Consider the following 19,749-nt stretch of genomic DNA (forward strand, 5'->3'; position numbering starts at 1 on the left):
GATGCAGGCTGACACACGTATACTCATCGTTGATGACGAAGCAGATTTCCGCCATCTATTAACCAGTCGATTAAAGAGAAAAGGATATACCACGCTGGAAGCATCTGACGGAATCAGTGCACAGAAGCTAGTAACCAGCGAAACGATTCATGTCATTCTGCTTGATTTGAAAATGCCCGGGATGGATGGTCTCTCTTTTCTGCAATGGTGCAAGGAAACTTCTCCTGCCATTCAAATCATTGTTGTGACCGGACACGGAACTATCGAAACAGCTATCGAAGCAATGAAACGCGGCGCTTATGATTATTTGACAAAACCTTACAATCTCAATGAATTGGAGGTTTTGATTTCCAAGGCCGTCGAAAAACAGCTGTTGACCGAGGAAAATCAACAGTTGAGAGAAGCTCTATCGACAAACGGGAAAACGACGTTTCAAATCGTTGCGGAAAGCCCGAAGCTAAAAGAGGTCCTAGCTACTGCCAAGAGAGTAGCCAGTACGGATTTTCTCGTTCTTCTGAAAGGGGAAAGTGGAACAGGGAAGGATGTCATCGCGAGACTCATTTATGAATGTAGTGAGCGAGCAACAGGGGCATTCGTACCGATCAATTTGGGGGCGATACCAGAAACGATGCTGGAAAGTGAACTGTTCGGGCACGAAAAGGGAGCCTTTACAGGCGCAACTGCTCAAAAAAAGGGACTTGTAGAGATTGCCCACCTGGGGACGCTCTTTTTGGATGAAGTAGGGGATTTGCCTTTTCCTTTGCAGGTTAAGCTGCTCCGTTTTCTGGAAACCGGCGAATTTCGCCGAATAGGGAGCCCGATTCTGCACAAGGTGGATGTTCGTATCATTGCTGCTACCAATGCCGACCTGGAAAAGAAAGTGGAAGAAGGAACGTTCCGATCCGATCTTTATTTCCGGCTGCATGTCATGGATATAACGATTCCACCTCTCACTCAGAGAAGAGAGGACATTTTGCCACTGTCGGCTTTCTTTTTGAATCGACTCAAGCGTAAGTATCCAGTCAAACCGCTTTCTGTGAAAGCGCAGGCAGCTCTTTTGGCCTACTCATTCCCGGGGAATGTTCGAGAGTTGGCTCATATGATCGAACGTGCTGTCGTTTTGGCAAAAGGAGAGGAAATTGACGACAAGGATCTCTTTCCTCACGAGCAGTCAGTACCTCACACCCCGTCAGATAGGAAGCTCATTTCATCAGCAGAAACTGGGGAGGAAGAGGCATTTTTACTGAAAAATGTAGAGCGAGAACATATCAAGCATGTGCTGGACGTTCTGCAATGGAACAAGACCAAGACAGCTGAGAAGCTGGGGATCAGCGTACGCAACCTGTATCGAAAAATCGAAGAGTACGAGCTGCGACCGTGACATTTTGTCGTGTACTGACCATGACATTTTGGCATGGTCTTTTCTTTTTCTTGCTGCTCGGAAGCGTCAAGCCGTTCATTTTCCTGCTTCTATCGTATGGCACGCCTCTTGCTACTCTCCTATAGTGAATGCACGATCAACATGGAGGAGTGAGACCTATGATCAAAAAAGAGAAGACAGGCTGGAAGAAGCTGTCTATGGTAGTAGTGGCGATGCTGGTCTTTGCAGGCTGCGCTACACAGCCGACCGCTCAACCCACCTCAACAGCGAGTGAGGCCAAAGATAAAACGGCGAGTGGGGCAGCTGGAGCGATCAATCTAGATTCCTACACCCCGCCTAGTATGGACAAGGTGCCAGAAGGGCCATTGGGAGAATCGATTAAGTATGGACATAAGTTAATGAATGAAACGAGCACAGTGATCCCTGAATACACAGGGAATAAGCTCTCCTGCTCTAGCTGTCACGGTAATGCCGGAATGGATGCTACCTCTCCTTTAACGGGTGTCACTGCAGTCTATCCCCAGTACATTCCAAGGTCAGGCAAAGTGCTTACCATCGAGGATCGCATCAATGGTTGTTTTCAACGAAGCATGAATGGTAAGCCATTGCCTTACAACAGCGATGAAATGAGAGCGATGGTCGCCTATCTGACGTATATTTCAACAGATGTACCAGTAGGAATTAAAGAGCGCCCGTGGATAGAGAAAAATGATATGAAGAGCGTACCTCAACCGAATGTGGCAAATGGAGAAGCCCTCTTTCAAAAATCGTGTTTGCAATGCCATGCAGCTGATGGTTCAGGAACAGGACCAAACTCTGGACCAGCGCTATGGGGGGATAACTCCTTCAATATTGGTGCAGGTATGGCCCGAATTTCCAAAGCTGCTGGCTACATTCAGCGCAACATGCCTTTAGGGGAAATGGGCGGTATCAAGCAAGGGTCGTTAACGGATCAAGAAGCAGCGGACCTAGCAGCCTATATTTTGTCCAAGCCGCGTCCAGACTTTGCCAAAAAGGCACAAGACTGGCCAGCTGGAGGCGTTCCAAAGGATGTACCGTATGAAGTAGACAGCGCCAAGAAGAAACAATAGGAACTCAATATCTAACCCCAAAAAGGGGCTGTCCCAAAAGTTATAAAATGACTGAGGGATAGTCCTCTTTTTGATAAAATGGAAGTATCATCCACATGGGTGAACTCTTGAACCAGCATGGCGTATTGTCAAACAAGGAGGCACCAAAATGAGCAGAACCTTTCAAAAAGGCATTATTTTCGATATGGACAACACCTTGCTGCAATCCAGGATCAATTTTACCGAGATGAAGCGGGCCATTTTTCAGCTATGGGTGGATAATGGGATCGTTTCTCCAACACTTGAGTGGGAAAAGTATACCGCATCGCAGCTCATTGAGATCGGACGAAAAGCGGAGCAGATGACGAGAGAGCTGGAGCAAGCGATGTGGGATGCGGTAACCGAAATCGAGAAAGAAGGGATGCATGGCGCTGTGTTGGAGCAGCACGCGGTAGAAGTGCTAGAGGAGCTGAAGAACCGCTATCAGCTGTATATCCTGACCAACAACGCCTATGCCGCCGCAGAGGAGGCGTTGAACGAGACGGGAATCGCCTCCTACTTTGACGAAATCGTCGCCCGCGAGCAGATGACGACCTTGAAGCCATCTCCATCGGGCATCCACTATATCCGCAGCCGCAAGCCAGATTGGCCTGTTTCGGCTTGGACGATGATCGGGGATTCGTGGATCGATGGTAAGGCGGCCTGCGACGGACAAGTTGCTTTTATTGCCTATCAAGGGAACGAGCAGGACATGGAGCAAAATGGTGTTGTGCCAAAGGCATACATAAATGATTTGAAAGAACTCTTGACTGTTCTTGAAAAGTGCGAGCAAGGGTAAAGTGCACTTCTCCAATAAATGATTACAGACAATAGCGAAAAATGTGCTATACTTTGCCTAACTGAATACCAGCCTTCAGGGTAGGGTGCAATTCCCGACCGGCGGTAATGACGAACGCACGTCTGAGCCCGCGACTCGCTATTGTAAGCAGTTGATAGCGACTGACTTGGTGCAAATCCAAGGCCGACGGTACAGTCCGGATGGGAGAAGGTATTTGGAACGGCCTGTTTCGCTGTTTTTTTCAAAAAACGGTAGAAACAAGGCTTCTTTCTGAACGCCCTGAGCATAATATTCATGGGCGTTTTTATTTTTCATAAAACTTCATAGCGACAATCTTCAGGGCAAGGTGAAATTCCTGACCGGCGGTAATGGCGTACGTACGTCTGAGCCCGCGACTCGCTGACCACGCTTGCAGCGACTGATCTGGTGAAAACCCAGAGCCGACGGTACAGTCCGGATGGAAGAAGATTTTTCTGCTTTCTTCATTTGTTTTTTTCTTAAAAACGGATGAGGTAAGGCTTCTTTCCCTATGCCCTGAAACGCTTTGAGGTTTCAAGGGCTTTTTGCGTTGTGCTTGGCTGGAATGATGGAACAGAAAGGAGTGCGGTATGGAACAGGACAGCAAGTACATGGACCTGGCGCTGGAACTGGCACGATCGGCACGAGGCCAAACCAGTCCGAATCCCATGGTCGGAGCTGTGATTGTGAAGGATGGAACCATCGTGGGAATGGGAGCGCATCTGCGGGCAGGAGAGCCCCATGCTGAGGTGCACGCACTGCGGATGGCTGGGGAAAAAGCGCAAGGTGCGACCGTGTACGTGACCTTGGAGCCTTGCAGTCACTACGGGAAAACACCGCCGTGTACAGAGGCGTTGATTGCAGCTGATGTACGTCGTGTCGTTGTAGCGACGCTCGACCCGAATCCACTGGTGGCGGGAAGAGGAATGGAGATGCTGCGGGCAGCAGGGCTGGAAGTGGCGGTGGGCGTGAGAGAAGAGGAAGCGAAGACCCTCAATGAAGCCTTTTTCCATTACATCCAAACCAGACGTCCATTTGTGACGGTAAAGACGGCCAGTACATTGGACGGGAAAATCGCTTCGTTCACGGGACACAGTCGGTGGATTACTGGTGCAGAGGCTCGGGCAGAGGTGCATGAACTTCGCAGGCAGCACGATGCGATCCTCGTTGGGGTTGGGACGATTCTCGCAGATGACCCACTGTTGACGGCACGTCAGGAAGAGCAGCGTTTTGGAAGCCAGCCAGTTCGCGTGATTTTGGACAGCCAATTACGGACGCCGCTGGATGCCCGTGTCGTCCAGAATGCAGATGCGAAGACATGGGTCTTTACGACAAGTGCAGCCCCAAGAGAAAAGCAGGAGCTGCTTGCGGCAAGAGGAGTAAAGGTCATCACAACGGCAGGGCCAATTCGCGTGGAAAAGGTGCTGAATACGTTGGGAGAGCTGGGGATTACCTCGTTGCTTGTGGAAGGCGGGCAGGAAGTCAATGGCTCCTTTTTGCAGGCGAGAGCGATTCAAAAGGTCGTGGGCCATATCGCGCTAAAGCTGATCGGGGGAAGCGGCGCGCCCTCGCCATTCGGTGGTCAAGGCTTTGCGACGATGGGAGAAGCGGTACAGCTGACAAATGTTACTGTCACACCGATCGGGAAAGGTGATGTACAAATCATCGGGTACCCACAATGGGAGGATCAGACGTAGCGAGTGAGGAGGAGAGAGCATGTTCACGGGACTGGTCGAAGAAGTGGGCGTGTTGGAAGCGATTCAAGGGAACGAGCAGGCGAGTCGACTGGTCATCCGCGCACAGCAGGTACTCGAAGGGGTAAAGCTCGGGGACAGTATCTCGGTCAATGGCATTTGCCTTACGGTTACTTCTTATACGAATCGTCAGTTTAGCGTCGATGTGATGCCAGAGACGATGAACAAGACGAGCTTGCGGCAATTACGCAGCGGACAGCAAGTGAATTTGGAGAGAGCGATGCGGCTGGGGGACCGTTTTGGCGGGCATATCGTCTCCGGACATGTAGATGGGACCGGAATGGTTGCTTCACGAGAGGTGAATGCGAATGCTGTCATGTTTCGGATTGGGGCCAAACCGCAGCTGTTGAAGTATGTCATTGCCCGTGGATCGATTTGCATAGACGGCATCAGTCTCACCGTGGTGGACGTAAACGATACCGGTTTTACCGTTTCGATCATTCCGCATACGCTGGCGAATACGAGTCTTGCAGACAGACGACCTGGGGACTTGGTGAATCTCGAAACAGATGTCATTGGCAAATACGTGGAGCGTTTGTTAGGTTATCAAAACCATGGCGGTACAGAGAAATCTGGCGGGCTCAGTCTAGCCTTTTTGCAGGAAAACGGCTTCGCGTGAGAAGGAGGGAGAAAGCATGTTTCATCGCATAGAAGAAGCATTGGAAGATTTGCGTCAGGGCAAGGCGGTCATCGTGGTAGATGATGAGGATCGGGAAAACGAAGGAGATTTTGTCTGCATGGCCGAAGCGGCTACGCCTGAAATGATCAACTTCATGGTTACACATGGGAGAGGACTCGTTTGCGTACCGGTGACAGAAGAGCACGCAACTCGCTTGCAGCTCCATCCGATGGTGAAGTCCAATACAGACAAGCAGGGAACGGCTTTTACCGTGTCCATCGATGAAGGCAGTACACACACAGGGATATCCGCTCATGAGCGCTCTCAGACTGTCTTGGCGATGCTTGATGATCAGAAGACCGCGGAAGATTTCCGCAGACCGGGACATATTTTTCCGTTAATCGCGAAGTCCGGCGGTGTATTGCGCAGAGCGGGACATACGGAGGCGGCAGTTGACTTGGCTCGCTTGGCGGGGGGCATACCGGCGGGAGTCATTTGCGAAATTATGAACGAGGATGGCTCCATGGCACGTCTGCCGCAATTGGTAGAGATCGCACGCCGCTTTGATCTCAAGCTGATTACGATTGCAGACTTGATAGCGTATCGGATGCGGACGGAATCCATGGTGAAAAGGGAAATCGAAGTGCAGCTTCCGACCGCCTACGGTGATTTTCGAATTGCCGCCTACACGAATGAGCTGGATGGCAAAGAGCATGTGGCTCTCATCAAGGGAGAGATCGGACCGGATGAGCCCATTCTTGTCCGCGTGCATTCGGAGTGCTTGACTGGAGATATTTTCGGTTCTCATCGCTGCGACTGCGGTCCACAGCTGCACGCTGCATTGGAACAGATCGAAGCGAACGGACGTGGCATTTTATTGTACATGCGCCAGGAGGGCAGAGGTATTGGCTTGATTAATAAGCTACGTGCCTACAAGCTGCAGGAGGAAGGCTTGGATACGGTTGAGGCTAATGAAAAGCTAGGGTTCGCCGCTGATCTGCGAGATTACGGTATTGGTGCACAGATTTTGCGGGATTTAGGAGTGCAACGCATGCGGCTTTTGACTAATAATCCACGAAAAATCCGAGGGCTTACCGGTTATGGATTAGCAGTAGAAGAACGGGTGCCGCTTCAAATGCCGGAGCATCTGCACAACAAACAGTACCTATCAACAAAACAAGAGAAGCTGGGTCACCTGCTTCATCTGCACGGATAAGGAGAGGGAATGAGCATGAAAACTTTTGAAGGACATTTAGTTGGAACAGGTTTACGTGTAGGGATTGTGGCAGGACGTTTTAACGAATTGATCGTAAGCAAGCTAGTCGGAGGGGCTCTCGATGCCCTGAAGCGTCATGGCGTAGAAGATGAGCAGGTAGACGTGGCTTGGGTACCGGGGGCATTTGAAATTCCGTTGATCGCTAAAAAAATGGCGGAATCCGGTCGCTATGATGCGGTTGTTACATTGGGAGCTGTCATTCGTGGGTCCACTCCGCACTTCGATTACGTCTGCAATGAGACCGCAAAAGGAGTTGCGTCCCTATCTCTATCGACTGGGATACCTGTTATTTTTGGTGTTTTGACGACAGACAACATCGAGCAAGCCATCGAGCGTGCGGGAACAAAAGCAGGCAACAAAGGCTGGGAAGCAGCAACGGCAGCGATCGAAATGGCTAATTTATCCAAGCAGTTCGCCTAAGCAGTTCATATGGAGAACGAGATATTTCAACAGGGGCTTCGGCTCCCGTTTTCTATTTTTTTGGATAAAATCACCACGGACAGGTCAAAGTAAGAAAGATTTTCCTGAATAAAGGGGGGATCTAGCGTGAAGCCGACTGATTGGTGGAGAACGCAAGTAGAGGCCATACAAGCAAAGCGGCGCATCGGTTCGGTTCAAGCGCGGCGAAGCGAACAAATTACACCGGATATGGTAAAACAATGCATGCAAAACGTGGATGACCTCAGCAGCTTGTCATTGAAGATGAATGACGAAGAGGTACACGTTTTTTTTCTCGATACGCTGGTGGATGTGTCCCAGATTTATGAGAATGTCTTTCTTCCGTTGCAACGTTCCGATGGTAAAGATCCGATGCAGGCGCTCCCTTTTTCACAGGAATGTGTTCTCGACGATATGGAGACGTTGATGAGTAACTTGCTACGCGGTCATACCATCTTGTTTTTCCTGGAAAGGGATCTCATTCTGCATGTGAATACTTTTCAGGTCGCGCATCGTTCCATTACAAAATCCGAGACGGAGGCGACCGTCCTTGGACCGCAAGACTCCTTTGTTGAAATGCTGGAGATCAATTTGTCTTTGATTCGGAGAAGGCTCGCAACGCCTCATCTGAAAGTATCGAGCTACACGATTGGCACCGAGGCACAGAACAAGGTAGCTGTGATTTATTTGGACAATATCGCGAACGCGGAAAATGTGGAACGCGTGAAAAAAAGGATCAACAATGTTATTTACCACGGATTTGTCGGGATGCCTATATTGAAGCAAATGCTGGAGGACAAGCCGTACTCTCCGTTCCCGCAGTTTGGCTTGACTGGGCGGCCTGACAATGCAACAGCAGCTTTGTTGGACGGTAGAATTGTGATCATGCTGAATGGCAGCCCGGATGCTGCAATCTGCCCGACTTCCTTTCTGGAGATGTTTAGCAGCCCCGAAGACTTTTACAATCGATGGTCAACGGCAAGCTTGCTGCGGATGATTCGCTTTTTCGGTTTATTTATCACCATTATGCTCACATCCAGTTACGTCTCTGTCTTGACGTATCATCCGGAAATGCTTCCCCCTGCTTTACTGACAATTTTGTCTGAATCACGTAGTCGGGTGCCTTTTCCGCCCGTGATCGAGGTGCTTATTATTGAGCTCGTCATCGAGATCCTGCGGGAAGCGGGGATACGCATGCCGACTAAAATCGGACAGACAATCGGTATCGTTGGCGGTATCGTGATCGGGACAGCCTCAGTACAAGCGGGGTTAGCCAGTAATATCTTGATCGTCCTTGTTTCCGTATCGGCACTGCTTTCTTTTGTGCCACCCAATTTTTTGATGAGTAATGCGATTCGGCTCGTTCGCTACGGTTTCATCTTGATGGCAGGTGTATTGGGCATGTACGGCCAGCTACTGGCGCTGGCGTTCTTATTCGCACACTTGCTCAATCTGACATCACTTGGGACGCCGTACATGGCTCCGGGGGTTCCGCGACAATGGACCGATTTGATGAATAGTCTCGTACGTGCACCATTAAGGTTTATCGTCAATCGCAACCGCATGTCCCGGTCAAAGCAAAAGCATGTCCGGCCAGTTGGGGAGGATTAGGGAGATGGATAGAGGGAGAATTCACAGCCTGAATCCGATCCTGGTAATCGGATTGATTATGAATACGATGGTTGGGGTTAATTTACTTGGACTAGCTCATCATGCAAGCAAAATGGGCTACGATCTGTGGTGGTCTCCGATTTTGCTGGGATGCATCGTCAGCCTAACGCTATTTCCGATGATGGCCTTGTGCCGACGCTATCCAGAGGATAATCTTTTTCGGATTCACGAAAAGCTGTTGGGAAAATGGCTGGGACGCTGTTTCAATATCCTGATCATCGTCTACGCCATTCTGAATGTATCTACCGCGAATGAAGGCTACGTTAGGCTGGTGCAAACCTCCATGCTGAGCAATCAGACTGTCACACTGCCCTTGCTTGGATTGACTTTGGTCATGGTCTACATTACAAACGGCGGCATTAAATTGATCGCGCGTTTTTGCCTGCTAACGTTCTTTTTTACGGGCTGGATGGTTTTTCTTTTGCAGTACGGATTTCAAAAGGGAGGAATGATGCATATTTTTCCTCTTTTTAATACAGATTGGCGCAGTATAGCCGAAACGGTGCACAATTCTTACGCGAGCATGCTTGGGTATGAATTGGTCCTGTTTTTCTACCCATATATCCAAGAGAAGAACAAGGCACACAAGCATGTGCTGATTGGGGTATGGATCGTGGTTTTGTTGTACGTCATGATCCTGATCACAAGCGTAGCTTATTTTTCCGAATGGCAAATGGACAATCTCATTTATCCCATTTTGAATTTGTTTAAGGCTGTAGAGCTGTCTTTTTTGGAACGGATCGAAAATCTCGGGATTGGTCTCTGGGTCTTCCTCATTCTCAGCACGAGTACGGGATACTTGTGGGTTGCGCGTACAGGTCTTGAAGAGATGGCAGAAAAGACGAGGCTGTGGCATCTGCTTTTACCGACAATCGTTTCGTTTCTATTCATTGTGGGGCCATTATCTGTAGAAAAACAACGCTACATTTATGACAAGGTGACTGTTTATATAGCCTATGGATTGATCTTGTGGCCGATTTTTTTGTTATTGCTGCATTCCTTGAGGTTCGGTAGAGGAGAGCGGGTATCATGAAGAGGGCGAGCTGGTTCATTGCTACGGTTATCCTCTTGCTCAGCCTTTGCGGGTGTGGGAGCGAACTCGAACGGCCGGCATTGGAAGACATGGCCATGATTGGGGTTATGGGCTTCGATTATGTGGATCGTGAAAAGATCGATATCACCGTATCGGTACCAGTTCCCTCCAAAAATAAGGAGTCCACACAGGTGTACTCAACTCATGCCTCGATGACGAGCGAGGCGATGCTGAATCTCGCGACAAAAGCAGAGAGAACCGTGTCCCTCTCGCAATTGCGTGTGATTTTGTTCAGTGAAGAATACGCGCGAAAAGTAGGGATCGGAAAAGTCATCCTTGATCTCTATCGCAATCCGATTGTAGGAGAAAATGTATACATTGCCATCGTAAAAGGAAAAGCGAAAGATGTCATCAAAGGAACCTATAACCACAGGCCGGAAATCAACACGTATTTGAACAACCTGCTACGTCCCCGAGTGGAAACGGCCTTTTCGTCTTTTGCGACCATTCACGATTTTGTTTTTATGATGACCAGCAACACGATGGACCCTAATGTTCCTTATCTCATCCACAGTGACGGAGAGATTCAGATCACCAAGGCGGCCCTTTTTCGAGTAGACAGGATGATCGGAATGTACTCACAGCGAGAGGGGAAGCTGGTTCAGGGGTTTCTGGGTAAAGAACGCTTGCCCCGTATGAGCTTCGAGTTCCAGCACGAGACGAAGAGAGGTAAAAAACAAACGGAAAAGGTCGTCTTCGATTTTGTGCGGGCAAAAACGAAAGTAAGAAGCAAAGGCAGCCTGAAAAAGCCTGTCATCAACATCGAGCTTCGGGTAAGAGGGATGCTGGTGGGCTATTCAGGCAGCAAGGATTTGGAGAAGCGGGCTCAATTTCGGACCTTGGTTCAAGAGCTTGAGAAACGGATCAAAAAGGAAAGTATGGAGATGCTGGTTCGTTTTCAAAAGCAAGGGGTTGACCCGGCGCAGCTAGAGGAGAGCATTCGCCAAAAATATTATGGCAAATGGACACGGGAAACGGGTCTCGCCCTTTATAAAAAAGCGAAATTCAACGTCAAGGTTCATGTGGATATCGTCGGCTTTGGCACACTGAAATAAGGAACAGCAGCATTCCAGCGTGGTTAGAACAGACGCTTGAATTCGCGCCAGATCGCTCCCAAAGTCCGGCGATTTACATTTTGGAGCTTGCCGTACAAAAGGTTCGTCAAACCGATAAAGGTGAGCTCCTGATCTTTCGTATACGGATACCAATTGAACTCACGCTTGCGTTTGCCCGGATCATGGATGACAGAGATGCTGTGCGTAAAGGCTTGCAATCCTGAAGGTCCGCGATAACGGCCAATGCCGCTCTGTTTGACCCCGCCAAAAGGAAGATGGGGATTGGCGTAGCTGATAATGACGTCGTTGATGCACACATTACCGCTGTCGAGCTGACGAGCTACGCGATCCGCTTTTGCTTTATCGGCTGACCATACCGAGGCATTCAGCCCGTACGGTGAGCTGTTAGCCAGGCGGACAGCCTCCTCTTCGGTGGCAAAAGTCATAATGGGCAACACCGGACCAAAGGTCTCTTCTTGCAAGATTTTCATGTCACTCGTCACGTTTGTGAGAATGGTCGGCGCGATATACATGCTGTCAGAGGAAGGAAGTCCTCCGGTGACTGCGGTCGCGCCCGCAGCCAGTGCTTCGTTCACATGCTCACGGACAATTCCGATTTGTTGGGAAGACGTCATCGAACCGACCTCGGCCTGATTCGGATAACTTTGGCGCAATGCTTTTGTCTTTTCGGTGACCAGCTTGAGAAATTCAGGGTATACGTTTTCATGGACAAAAAGCCGTTCAACAGACATACATACCTGCCCGGAGTTCGTAAAAGCCCCCCACACCGCGCCATTTGCTGCCCGTTCCAGATGAGCATCTTCAAACACAATCATCGGGTCTTTTCCGCCCAGCTCTAGTTCTACCGGGATTAAATGCTCCGACGCTGCCGCCATAATTTTTTTGCCTGTCGTGACAGAGCCTGTGAAAAAGATTTTATCTGGGCGCGCAGCCACCAGCGCCTGTCCAGCTTCACGTCCCCCATGCAGGACGGCCACGACTCCATCCGGCATAGAAACAGCGGAAAACACCTCTTCAATGAGCAGTCCGGTAGAAGCAGTCACCTCGGAAGGTTTTAAAATAACGGTATTGCCTGATACGAGGGCAGATAATACGGGAATGATGGCGAGCTGAAACGGATAATTCCACGGAGAGATGACGGCGACGACACCCATCGGCTTGTAGTGGATATACGATTTCTTCGGCCACAGCACGATAGAGGTTGGTACCGGCTGATCGGCCAGCATCTGATAGGCATGTTTTTCATAAAAACGGATCGTGTCGACAGTGACAAAAATTTCGGTCATGTACGCTTCCAATGTAACTTTTCCGGTAGCCTCACTAATTTTTCGGGCGATTTCTTCGCCGTGATCGACTAAATAGTGCCGCAACCGTGTCAAATAGTCCAGACGCTCGGCCAACGATGTAGTGGACCAAGCTGGAAAGGCAAGACGCGCACGTGCCATCGCGTCTTCTACTTGTTCTGGAGTCACTTCCTGTAAAGAGCCAAGCAGCTCACCAGTGGCGGGATTTTTCATGGACATGACTGCCATCATGATTCACCTCGATTCAGGAGATTAGGATTCAGAAGAGAAGAGTGTATGCATCAAATGAGCAAAGCTCTGCTCAAAACGGGCAATCGCTTCTTCCGGCTTCTGTAACTCATCAAGCAAAAATTGAAAAAGGAATCCGTCGATTGCAGAGTAAATGAGTGAGATTGCGGAGTCTTCGTCGGTGGTCAATGAGGATTGTTCTTCGCGCTGCAACCGTACGAGCATACGAGAGATGAGCTGATGCAGACGGGACCGAATCACTTTTACCTGTTCACCAAACGCAGGAACGTACATGGCCTGTACCTGCAAGTCATACCAGAGCCGATGCAACTTGCGATCCTCTTGTAGACTTCGGCACAAGACACGGGCTAGAGCTGCTGACCATTCGCCAGATGGAGCTGCGAGCACTTCGCGTTCCAATTCCTCCATAAAGCGTCCTTTGTAGCTAGATATTACAGCGAGCAAAAGCTCTTCTTTGTTTGCGAAGTAATAATGCAGAATGCCGAGTGAGACATCAGATTCTTTGGCAATGTCGCGCAAGGAAACATGTGCATACCCTTTTTCAGCCAGACAAGCAGTCGCTTGCTCAATCAAAAATGCCCGTTTTGCTTCGGCTTTTTTCTGGGTAGTCACATTCTCACCTCTTTTTTTGGACGACTGTCCAGTTTTCTATTTTTATTGTATTTTTACAGATGATGTCTGTCAATGAAAAGAGCTGCCCATAAAAAAGAAGCGGCTTCATTGCCGCTTCTTTTGCCGTTCCCAGCGTCGTAAATACGGATAAGGATCAAATGACCAATCTGCGCCACCTGTTTCCCGGTACATACCGTAGTGCAGATGGGGAGGGAATTTGCCTGAGGTGCCAGGCTTCCCATATCCGGAGCTGCCGATATATCCGATGACTTCTCCTGGCTCCACGATGTCACCCGGCTTCATTCCCTTTTTAAACGAGGACAGATGTGCGAAGTAATGGTACACATTGCCCATGTCACGCATGCCGATTCTCCATCCGCCATACCTGTTCCAGCCGATTACCTCAATGATTCCGTAGGCTGTGCTGAGTACAGGGGTGCCGTGACTCGCAAAAATATCGGTCCCCTCGTGGATACGACGCCCACCCCAGCCGCGCGGAGCACCCCATGTACTACGGTAGCTGTATTCGTACCTCGCGGGGATAGGAAAATGCCGCTCATCTAGGTCCAGATGTTGATACTTTGCATACACCTGCGCGAACTGCCTGATCGTCTTCACGGAACGATCCCGCTGGTAGTACGACCAGAGACCAATTTGCCAATCTTCGTGGGAGAAGCCGTATTGGGATAGGTAGTGAACCAAGGTAGTGAGTGCATCGAGATCGTTGTGACGATCTGCGACACCATCGCCATCTCCATCCATTCCGATCCCTTTAAAAAATTGGATGGATACTGGATTCGTATCCTCTGCATCAGGATTGAATGCACCTGCCCAACGTTCGCTTGGAATGTCCACAGCTGTTAGCCGCGAAACGTTTTCTTGCTCCTGCTTCTTCCTGCGTATTTTCATGGTTCGCTCGTATTGATCAATGGCTGCTAAATAATTCCACGGAATGCCGTACATCGATTCCAAGCGCAAAAAAACTTGCAAGCGCTCTTGAAGAACCGGGTCTTGCTCATTGGCGGACGGAGCAACTCCGGCGACGGATTCTAGTGGTGAAATAGCTGCAACCACGCACAAGCTGATCTGAATGATTAGGCGGAAAACTCGCATGCCGTCTCCCTCCAGCCTCGTAGTCTTTTGTTGTAGTTTCTACCAGTTGGAGTGGATTATCCAAGATACTTTTGGAAAGCTTTTTGGCTGTTGGCGAGGAAAGTTTTGTAAATTTGCAGGAAAGGAGGCAGGAGCACACCGTACAGCCAAAGAATTGAAATCAGGAGGAGTGATTCCTTAAAAATCGACCTGAGGAGGCTGTGTGATGAGCAAAAAAGTGTTGATTGTAACAGGCGACGCTGTAGAGGCACTGGAGGTTTTCTATCCGTATTACCGCTGCTTGGAAGAAGGGTATGAAACGGTCATTGCAGCACCAAGCGTGAAAACCCTGCACACCGTTTGCCATGATTTCGAAGCACACAGTGAGACATACACAGAAAAGCCAGCTTATCAGCTTCCCGCCCATGTTGCATTCTCAGACATTAACCCTGAAGCGTTTGACGCCTTGATTATTCCGGGTGGACGAGCACCTGAGCATATCAGGCTCAATGAGCACCTGAAGCCGATTGTGGCGCACTTTTTCGAGACGAACAAGCCAGTCGCAGCCATCTGCCATGGCTCTCAAGTATTGACCATTGTTCGTGAACACTTAGCTGGACGTGAAATCACAGCTTACCAGGCATGCAGACCCGATGTAGAAGCGTGCGGAGCGATCTACCAAACAGAAACGCTCCATGTCGATGGCAATCTTGTTTCCGGACATGCATGGCCAGACTTGCCAGGCTTCATGCGTGAATTCCTCCATTTGCTCAAGTAAAAACCAAGTCCTCCAAACTTCCGTCATTGCTGGCGGAAGTTTTTTCGTTCTGACAGATGCTTTTCATCCAGCCTTTTCCTCTGTATCATAAAGGGAAAGTATGTTCGTCTGTTTCATGTGAGGAGTGAAATTGATCGTGCTGTCATTTATTCATACAGCGGATGTCCATCTGGATGCGCCGCTTCAAATGTTGGGGGAGCGTTACGAGCTACGTCAGGATGATTTTCGTCAAACGATGAAAAGAATCCGTGACCTCGTTCGGGAAAAGGAAGCAGACTTCTGGCTCATTGCCGGAGATTTGCTGGAATACCACGGGGGAAGACGATCAACCGCGATGTTTTTACGTGATCTTTTTGCCAGCATCGCACCAATCCCTGTCGTGATCGCACCTGGCAATCACGATCCGTGGCGAGCGGATTCGTTTTATCAAACATTGGAATGGCCAGGGAACGTCTACTGGTTTACACCCGAGTGGGGTGTGTATGAATTTCCCGAAAAGTCGTGCGTGATCTACGGCTGGGGCTTCGGGCAGCCGCATGTGTACGAGTCGCCACTCGATGCGTTTCCAGGCAAATTGGAAGGGTATGCCCATCATCTGATGGTTCTGCACGCCAGTGTGCTTTCCAATTCAGGAGACGAAGAGCATCATCCGTATGCGCCTGTTACCTTGCAGCAGCTCGTACAGACGGGCATGGACTATGTTGCGATGGGACACATCCACAAGCCGGAGCAATTCATGCATCCCGTCAAAAAACAACCGTTTGCAGCTTACCCTGGCTCTCCAGAAGGATTGACGAGTAAGGAAGTGGGAGAACGAAATGTTTTGTATGGAGAGCTGGATCATGATGGCAGATTGCAGCTCACTGCGATTCCTGTCCAGTCACGCAAAATTCGAAAGCTGGAAGTCGAAGGGAAAGGAGTCGAAACTACTGAGCAGCTCATTGACCGGATGGAGCAGCAACTCGCAGAGGAAAAGGATTCCGATCTGATGTACATCACGCTGACAGGGGAACGTGCTGCGCATTTTCAGCCTCCCTTGTCCGTCCTTCAACAACGATTTTCCCGTTTTTTTGTGCTGCAGCTGACAGACCGGACCTGGCCTGATGTAGATGAGGACAAGCTGATCGCAGAGGGTGGCGTCTGGGGGAGATGGCTTTCCAAGCTGGCAGAGGCGGAGTCCCGTGCGCAAAATGAGGACGAGCGAGAAATCGTCAGGTTAGCCAAGCAAGAGGCTTTGGCGCGGATTGGAGGGACCATTCGATGAAAATTGAGGAGCTAGTGCTGGGGGGCTTCGGAAAATGGCAGAATGCTACCTTTCGTTTTGCTCCAGGCATTAATCTGTTTTATGCCCCCAATGAGTCAGGAAAATCAACGATCCTACAAGGTATTTTCGCTGCCTTGTATGGAATGAAGCGCGATTACGTCAAATCAGCGAGATACTTGCCAGAATATGAAAAATACCGTCCTTGGCAGAGTAGTGCGTACGAAACGGTCATTACGTACAAATTAGCGGGCAAAACCTATCGTCTGCACCGTCAGTTGACGAAGGAACGGGAAGAGGCGCGCCTCTTTTTGGACCCTGAATGGACGGAAATGACTGAGCTTTATTTGGAAGACAGGCGCAAGGAACGGAATTTTATCGAAAAGCATACGGGCCTTACCCGCAGTCTATTTACGGATTTGACGTGGATCAGGAGGGAACCGCTTCAAGCGGCTGAACATTTGATTCCGTCTTTTACGACTGCGGAAGAAGCCAATCCGGCTGTCCAACAAATTTTGGCGGAGCTGGATCGGGAGGTTGCGATCATCGGCAAAAAAGAACGGGCCGAAAATACACTTTTGGGAAAAGCCGCAACGAAGGTGGCGCAAAAAGAGCAGGAGAAGGAAAACGCAAAGGCAGCGTGGCGAACGATCAGCCAACTGACGCTGCAAATAGCGGAAGCCACAGAAGAATGTCAGCAATTAGAGCAGCAGCGCAGCCGATTGCAGCAGCGTCTAGAGCGCTCAACTGGACAAGCAAAAGCGTTGCAGGAACGCTGGCAACGAAGTCATGCTCCTGTCAGTCAACAAGACTGGGTGTGGTGGGAGCAAACAGCTCGCTCTGAGGCTGAGTTGGCTATTCATGAAGAGGCAAGACGTGGCTTCACTCAGGTAAACATGCCGACAGAAGCCGTACAACAGGGGGATGACCAGCTCATTCCCTTACAACACGATTATGAAAAAGGCGCACAATTGCTCAAACAGCGAGAAGCTTTGCATATTCGTTTGGCGACATTGGCTGTATCGGCCCTTTCTACAAGTCCGCGAAGTACAGCCTCACGCAGCACCCGACAAGGCAATCAGGCGAAAAGAAAGAGGGGAGCTGCACTCATGTGGGGCGGAGCAGGGATACTCTCTATACTCGGGTTAATCGGTTTCGTGAGTGGGCATCCCGTTCTGGGAGGAATTTCTGCGACTGGCGCTTTGTTGCTGTTCGGTTTTGGAGTTTTCTTACTGCGAGTAAAAGGGAGTACGGGCGGACTCAAACAGACAGCAGATCATGATGCGGTACAGGAAAGTCAAAGGGTACAAGAAGAGATCGCTTCGCTCGATGCTGAACTCGCCACATTCGTTCAGAAATGGGGGGCGAGTAATTGGGATACATTTTTGGAAAGACGGGAAGTGCTACTGAAAAGCACACGCAAACAACAATCTGAGCAGCTTTTATCGGAGATGACCAAAACCAAGCAGGAGGCCGATTTGTCTGCAAGTTGGGGGGAGGCACTTCGGAGTTTCCTTGATCAGGAAAAAAATGCGCTTGAGACCGAACAAGGCAAATTGCGCAGCGAGATGGTGGAGATTGAGGAGAGACTGCAGGAGCTGCGGGAAAAAATGGCCAGAGGAAATGGGGAGATGGCGGTTCATGAGAGCCTGTCATTATCTCGCGCGACTGACGAGCTTGAGGAAGCGCAGGCAGCACTTCGTCAGCTGCAAAATAAGCGAGATGCCCTTCAGTTGGCTCGGGAAATGCTACAGGAGGCAGTAGGGGAATGGCGGCGGGATAGCACACCTGCTGTGAACCAGCAGGCTTCGGAGATCATCGAGCATATTACAGGGGGAGCGTATCGGGATGTCAGACTCGATCCCCGTGACGGATTTGCCGTCCGTTTGCTGGAACCCACCAAGCAAATGGTGCTCGAACAGGACCAATGTTCCACTGGGACCATTGATCAGCTATACCTTGCCCAGCGTTTGGCCTTGGTGCATCATGCCAAGCAGTCGGAGCCATTGCCGCTGTTTTTCGATGATCATTTTGTCCATTATGATGAAGAGCGCCTGCGTCGAACACTTGAATATGTAGCGATGCTGGCACAAGAACAGCAAGTGTTTCTTTTCACCTGTCATGAACGAGAGCTGCGCATGCTGGAGCCATTGCTTCGTCAAGGGAACCGCCATGCCGTGCATCGGATCGGGTAATTGTTTCCGGGGGAGGAAAGAGGTTGCCCCTCTGAAATCCAACCTCTATAATGGAGATTGTTATTGTCTTGTACCATGATGTCACATGAGGAGTGAGCCCTATGACGCAACGCAAGCCGGAGTGGCTCAAGATCAACCTTGTTTCAGGATCAGAACTAGCCAGCTTTAAAGAGCTTAAGCAAACCATGCGCACGAAGACGCTACATACCGTTTGTGAAGAAGCAAAATGCCCCAACATTCATGAATGCTGGGCAAGCGGTACAGCAACTTTCATGATTTTGGGTGATATATGTACCCGTGCCTGTCGGTTTTGTGCAGTAAAAACTGGACTACCGACGGAGCTGGATACAGCTGAACCAGAACGTGTAGCAGAAGCAGCAGAACAAATGCGTTTGAAGCATGTCGTTGTTACTTCCGTTGCTCGTGATGATTTGGCAGATGGAGGCGCACAGATTTTTGCCGATACGATTCGTGCGATTCGTCGTAGACTGCCGTTTGCCTCCGTAGAAGTATTGATTCCTGATTTTATGGGGAACTGGGATGCGTTAAAAGTGGTCATGGACGCAAAGCCTGACGTATTAAACCACAACATTGAGGCAGTTCGTCGAATGTCAGATCGCGTACGGGCAAGAGCCAAATACGATCGGACGCTGGAACTGTTGAAAAAGGCGAAGGAATTCCAGCCGAGCATTCCAACGAAGTCCAGTCTGATGATTGGTGTAGGCGAGACGATGGAGGAAATCATCGAAACGATGGATGACCTGCGTTCTGTCGACGTCAACATCATGACGATTGGCCAGTATTTGCAACCAACCAAGAAGCATTTGAAGGTGGAAAAGTTTTACCATCCAGATGAATTCGCTCGCTTGAAGGATGAAGGCATGAAGCGTGGCTTTAGTCATGTGGAGTCAGGGCCATTAGTACGCAGCTCATACCACGCTCACGAGCAGGCAAGCGCCGCGAAGGAAACGATTGCGAAAGAATCCATGCCGAAAGCGCAATAATAAGTAACCCCCTCAACCGC

At 49.8% G+C, this 19,749-nt stretch carries 17 protein-coding genes and 2 riboswitches; of the genes, 14 read left to right on the plus strand and 3 right to left on the minus strand.

The window, feature by feature from the left end:
- The first annotated feature begins 1 nt into the window (after position 1).
- The 10 genes from ACM6JA_RS22195 (at position 2) to ACM6JA_RS22240 (ending at position 11,213) form a co-directional block, all read left to right on the plus strand.
- Positions 2-1,381 (plus strand): sigma-54-dependent transcriptional regulator, encoded by a 1,380-nt coding sequence (locus tag ACM6JA_RS22195; protein ID WP_414854071.1) that lies wholly within the window; start codon positions 2-4, stop codon positions 1,379-1,381.
- A 158-nt stretch (positions 1,382-1,539) separates the two neighbouring features.
- Positions 1,540-2,472 carry a c-type cytochrome gene (locus ACM6JA_RS22200; RefSeq protein WP_414854072.1) on the plus strand — a complete coding sequence of 311 codons (933 nt, stop codon included), beginning with the start codon at positions 1,540-1,542 and terminating at the stop codon, positions 2,470-2,472.
- A gap of 148 nt (positions 2,473-2,620) precedes the next feature.
- Entirely contained in the window at positions 2,621-3,289 is a 669-nt protein-coding gene (locus ACM6JA_RS22205; protein WP_414854073.1) for an HAD family hydrolase, read from the plus strand.
- Between the two features lie 67 nt (positions 3,290-3,356).
- A riboswitch (FMN riboswitch) is annotated at positions 3,357-3,505 on the plus strand.
- Positions 3,506-3,617: 112 nt separating this feature from the next.
- Positions 3,618-3,762, plus strand: a riboswitch (FMN riboswitch).
- Positions 3,763-3,897: 135 nt separating this feature from the next.
- On the plus strand, positions 3,898-5,004 hold the full coding sequence (gene ribD / locus ACM6JA_RS22210) for a bifunctional diaminohydroxyphosphoribosylaminopyrimidine deaminase/5-amino-6-(5-phosphoribosylamino)uracil reductase RibD (RefSeq protein WP_414854074.1): 1,107 nt from the start codon (positions 3,898-3,900) through the stop codon (positions 5,002-5,004).
- Positions 5,005-5,023: 19 nt separating this feature from the next.
- Positions 5,024-5,680 carry a riboflavin synthase gene (locus ACM6JA_RS22215; RefSeq protein ID WP_414854075.1) on the plus strand — a complete coding sequence of 219 codons (657 nt, stop codon included), beginning with the start codon at positions 5,024-5,026 and terminating at the stop codon, positions 5,678-5,680.
- Between the two features lie 16 nt (positions 5,681-5,696).
- Positions 5,697-6,896, plus strand: coding sequence for a bifunctional 3,4-dihydroxy-2-butanone-4-phosphate synthase/GTP cyclohydrolase II (locus ACM6JA_RS22220; protein WP_414854076.1), 1,200 nt, complete (start codon positions 5,697-5,699; stop codon positions 6,894-6,896).
- A gap of 15 nt (positions 6,897-6,911) precedes the next feature.
- The gene (gene ribE, locus ACM6JA_RS22225) at positions 6,912-7,376 is read left to right on the plus strand and encodes a 6,7-dimethyl-8-ribityllumazine synthase (RefSeq protein WP_039959874.1); all 465 of its coding nucleotides are present in this window, start codon (positions 6,912-6,914) and stop codon (positions 7,374-7,376) included.
- 126 nt (positions 7,377-7,502) lie between these two features.
- Complete coding sequence (locus tag ACM6JA_RS22230; protein WP_414854077.1) at positions 7,503-9,005, plus strand: spore germination protein; 1,503 nt, start codon at positions 7,503-7,505, stop codon at positions 9,003-9,005.
- Positions 9,006-9,009: 4 nt separating this feature from the next.
- Complete coding sequence (locus ACM6JA_RS22235) at positions 9,010-10,098, plus strand: GerAB/ArcD/ProY family transporter (RefSeq protein WP_414854078.1); 1,089 nt, start codon at positions 9,010-9,012, stop codon at positions 10,096-10,098.
- Entirely contained in the window at positions 10,095-11,213 is a 1,119-nt protein-coding gene (locus ACM6JA_RS22240) for a Ger(x)C family spore germination protein (RefSeq protein WP_414854079.1), read from the plus strand. Before ACM6JA_RS22235 ends, ACM6JA_RS22240 begins: the two co-directional genes overlap by 4 nt.
- A gap of 23 nt (positions 11,214-11,236) precedes the next feature.
- On the opposite strand, the gene ACM6JA_RS22245 is transcribed toward ACM6JA_RS22240, so the two are convergent.
- The 3 genes from ACM6JA_RS22245 to ACM6JA_RS22255 all read right to left on the minus strand — a co-directional run bounded on the left by ACM6JA_RS22245 (position 11,237) and on the right by ACM6JA_RS22255 (position 14,512).
- Positions 11,237-12,769: an aldehyde dehydrogenase family protein gene (locus ACM6JA_RS22245; protein ID WP_414854080.1), complete on the minus strand. Its 1,533-nt coding sequence runs from the start codon at positions 12,767-12,769 to the stop codon at positions 11,237-11,239.
- Between the two features lie 21 nt (positions 12,770-12,790).
- Entirely contained in the window at positions 12,791-13,399 is a 609-nt protein-coding gene (locus ACM6JA_RS22250; protein WP_414854081.1) for a TetR/AcrR family transcriptional regulator, read from the minus strand.
- Positions 13,400-13,504: 105 nt separating this feature from the next.
- Complete coding sequence (locus ACM6JA_RS22255) at positions 13,505-14,512, minus strand: M23 family metallopeptidase (RefSeq protein WP_414854082.1); 1,008 nt, start codon at positions 14,510-14,512, stop codon at positions 13,505-13,507.
- Between the two features lie 205 nt (positions 14,513-14,717).
- Between ACM6JA_RS22255 and ACM6JA_RS22260 the strand changes: the two genes are divergently transcribed.
- From ACM6JA_RS22260 to lipA, 4 genes are all read left to right on the plus strand, one after another.
- Positions 14,718-15,269, plus strand: a complete 552-nt coding sequence (locus tag ACM6JA_RS22260) for a DJ-1/PfpI family protein (protein WP_015893041.1) — start codon at positions 14,718-14,720, stop codon at positions 15,267-15,269.
- A gap of 136 nt (positions 15,270-15,405) precedes the next feature.
- Positions 15,406-16,533 carry a metallophosphoesterase family protein gene (locus ACM6JA_RS22265; RefSeq protein WP_414854083.1) on the plus strand — a complete coding sequence of 376 codons (1,128 nt, stop codon included), beginning with the start codon at positions 15,406-15,408 and terminating at the stop codon, positions 16,531-16,533.
- On the plus strand, positions 16,530-18,725 hold the full coding sequence (locus ACM6JA_RS22270; protein ID WP_414854084.1) for an ATP-binding protein: 2,196 nt from the start codon (positions 16,530-16,532) through the stop codon (positions 18,723-18,725). Before ACM6JA_RS22265 ends, ACM6JA_RS22270 begins: the two co-directional genes overlap by 4 nt.
- A 101-nt stretch (positions 18,726-18,826) precedes the next feature.
- The gene (gene lipA, locus ACM6JA_RS22275; protein ID WP_047073014.1) at positions 18,827-19,729 is read left to right on the plus strand and encodes a lipoyl synthase; all 903 of its coding nucleotides are present in this window, start codon (positions 18,827-18,829) and stop codon (positions 19,727-19,729) included.
- Positions 19,730-19,749 lie beyond the last annotated feature (20 nt).

Source organism: Brevibacillus sp. IT-7CA2 (assembly GCF_949767855.1).
In the GTDB taxonomy this organism is placed as follows: domain Bacteria; phylum Bacillota; class Bacilli; order Brevibacillales; family Brevibacillaceae; genus Brevibacillus.

Coding starts and splice junctions, on each gene's coding strand:
- ACM6JA_RS22195 (WP_414854071.1), top strand. CDS start 2: ATGCAGGCTGACACACGTATACTCATCGTTGATGACGAAGCAGATTTC.
- ACM6JA_RS22200 (WP_414854072.1), top strand. CDS start 1,540: ATGATCAAAAAAGAGAAGACAGGCTGGAAGAAGCTGTCTATGGTAGTA.
- ACM6JA_RS22205 (WP_414854073.1), top strand. CDS start 2,621: ATGAGCAGAACCTTTCAAAAAGGCATTATTTTCGATATGGACAACACC.
- ribD (WP_414854074.1), top strand. CDS start 3,898: ATGGAACAGGACAGCAAGTACATGGACCTGGCGCTGGAACTGGCACGA.
- ACM6JA_RS22215 (WP_414854075.1), top strand. CDS start 5,024: ATGTTCACGGGACTGGTCGAAGAAGTGGGCGTGTTGGAAGCGATTCAA.
- ACM6JA_RS22220 (WP_414854076.1), top strand. CDS start 5,697: ATGTTTCATCGCATAGAAGAAGCATTGGAAGATTTGCGTCAGGGCAAG.
- ribE (WP_039959874.1), top strand. CDS start 6,912: ATGAAAACTTTTGAAGGACATTTAGTTGGAACAGGTTTACGTGTAGGG.
- ACM6JA_RS22235 (WP_414854078.1), top strand. CDS start 9,010: ATGGATAGAGGGAGAATTCACAGCCTGAATCCGATCCTGGTAATCGGA.
- ACM6JA_RS22240 (WP_414854079.1), top strand. CDS start 10,095: ATGAAGAGGGCGAGCTGGTTCATTGCTACGGTTATCCTCTTGCTCAGC.
- ACM6JA_RS22245 (WP_414854080.1), bottom strand. CDS start 12,769: ATGATGGCAGTCATGTCCATGAAAAATCCCGCCACTGGTGAGCTGCTT.
- ACM6JA_RS22255 (WP_414854082.1), bottom strand. CDS start 14,512: ATGCGAGTTTTCCGCCTAATCATTCAGATCAGCTTGTGCGTGGTTGCA.
- ACM6JA_RS22260 (WP_015893041.1), top strand. CDS start 14,718: ATGAGCAAAAAAGTGTTGATTGTAACAGGCGACGCTGTAGAGGCACTG.
- ACM6JA_RS22270 (WP_414854084.1), top strand. CDS start 16,530: ATGAAAATTGAGGAGCTAGTGCTGGGGGGCTTCGGAAAATGGCAGAAT.
- lipA (WP_047073014.1), top strand. CDS start 18,827: ATGACGCAACGCAAGCCGGAGTGGCTCAAGATCAACCTTGTTTCAGGA.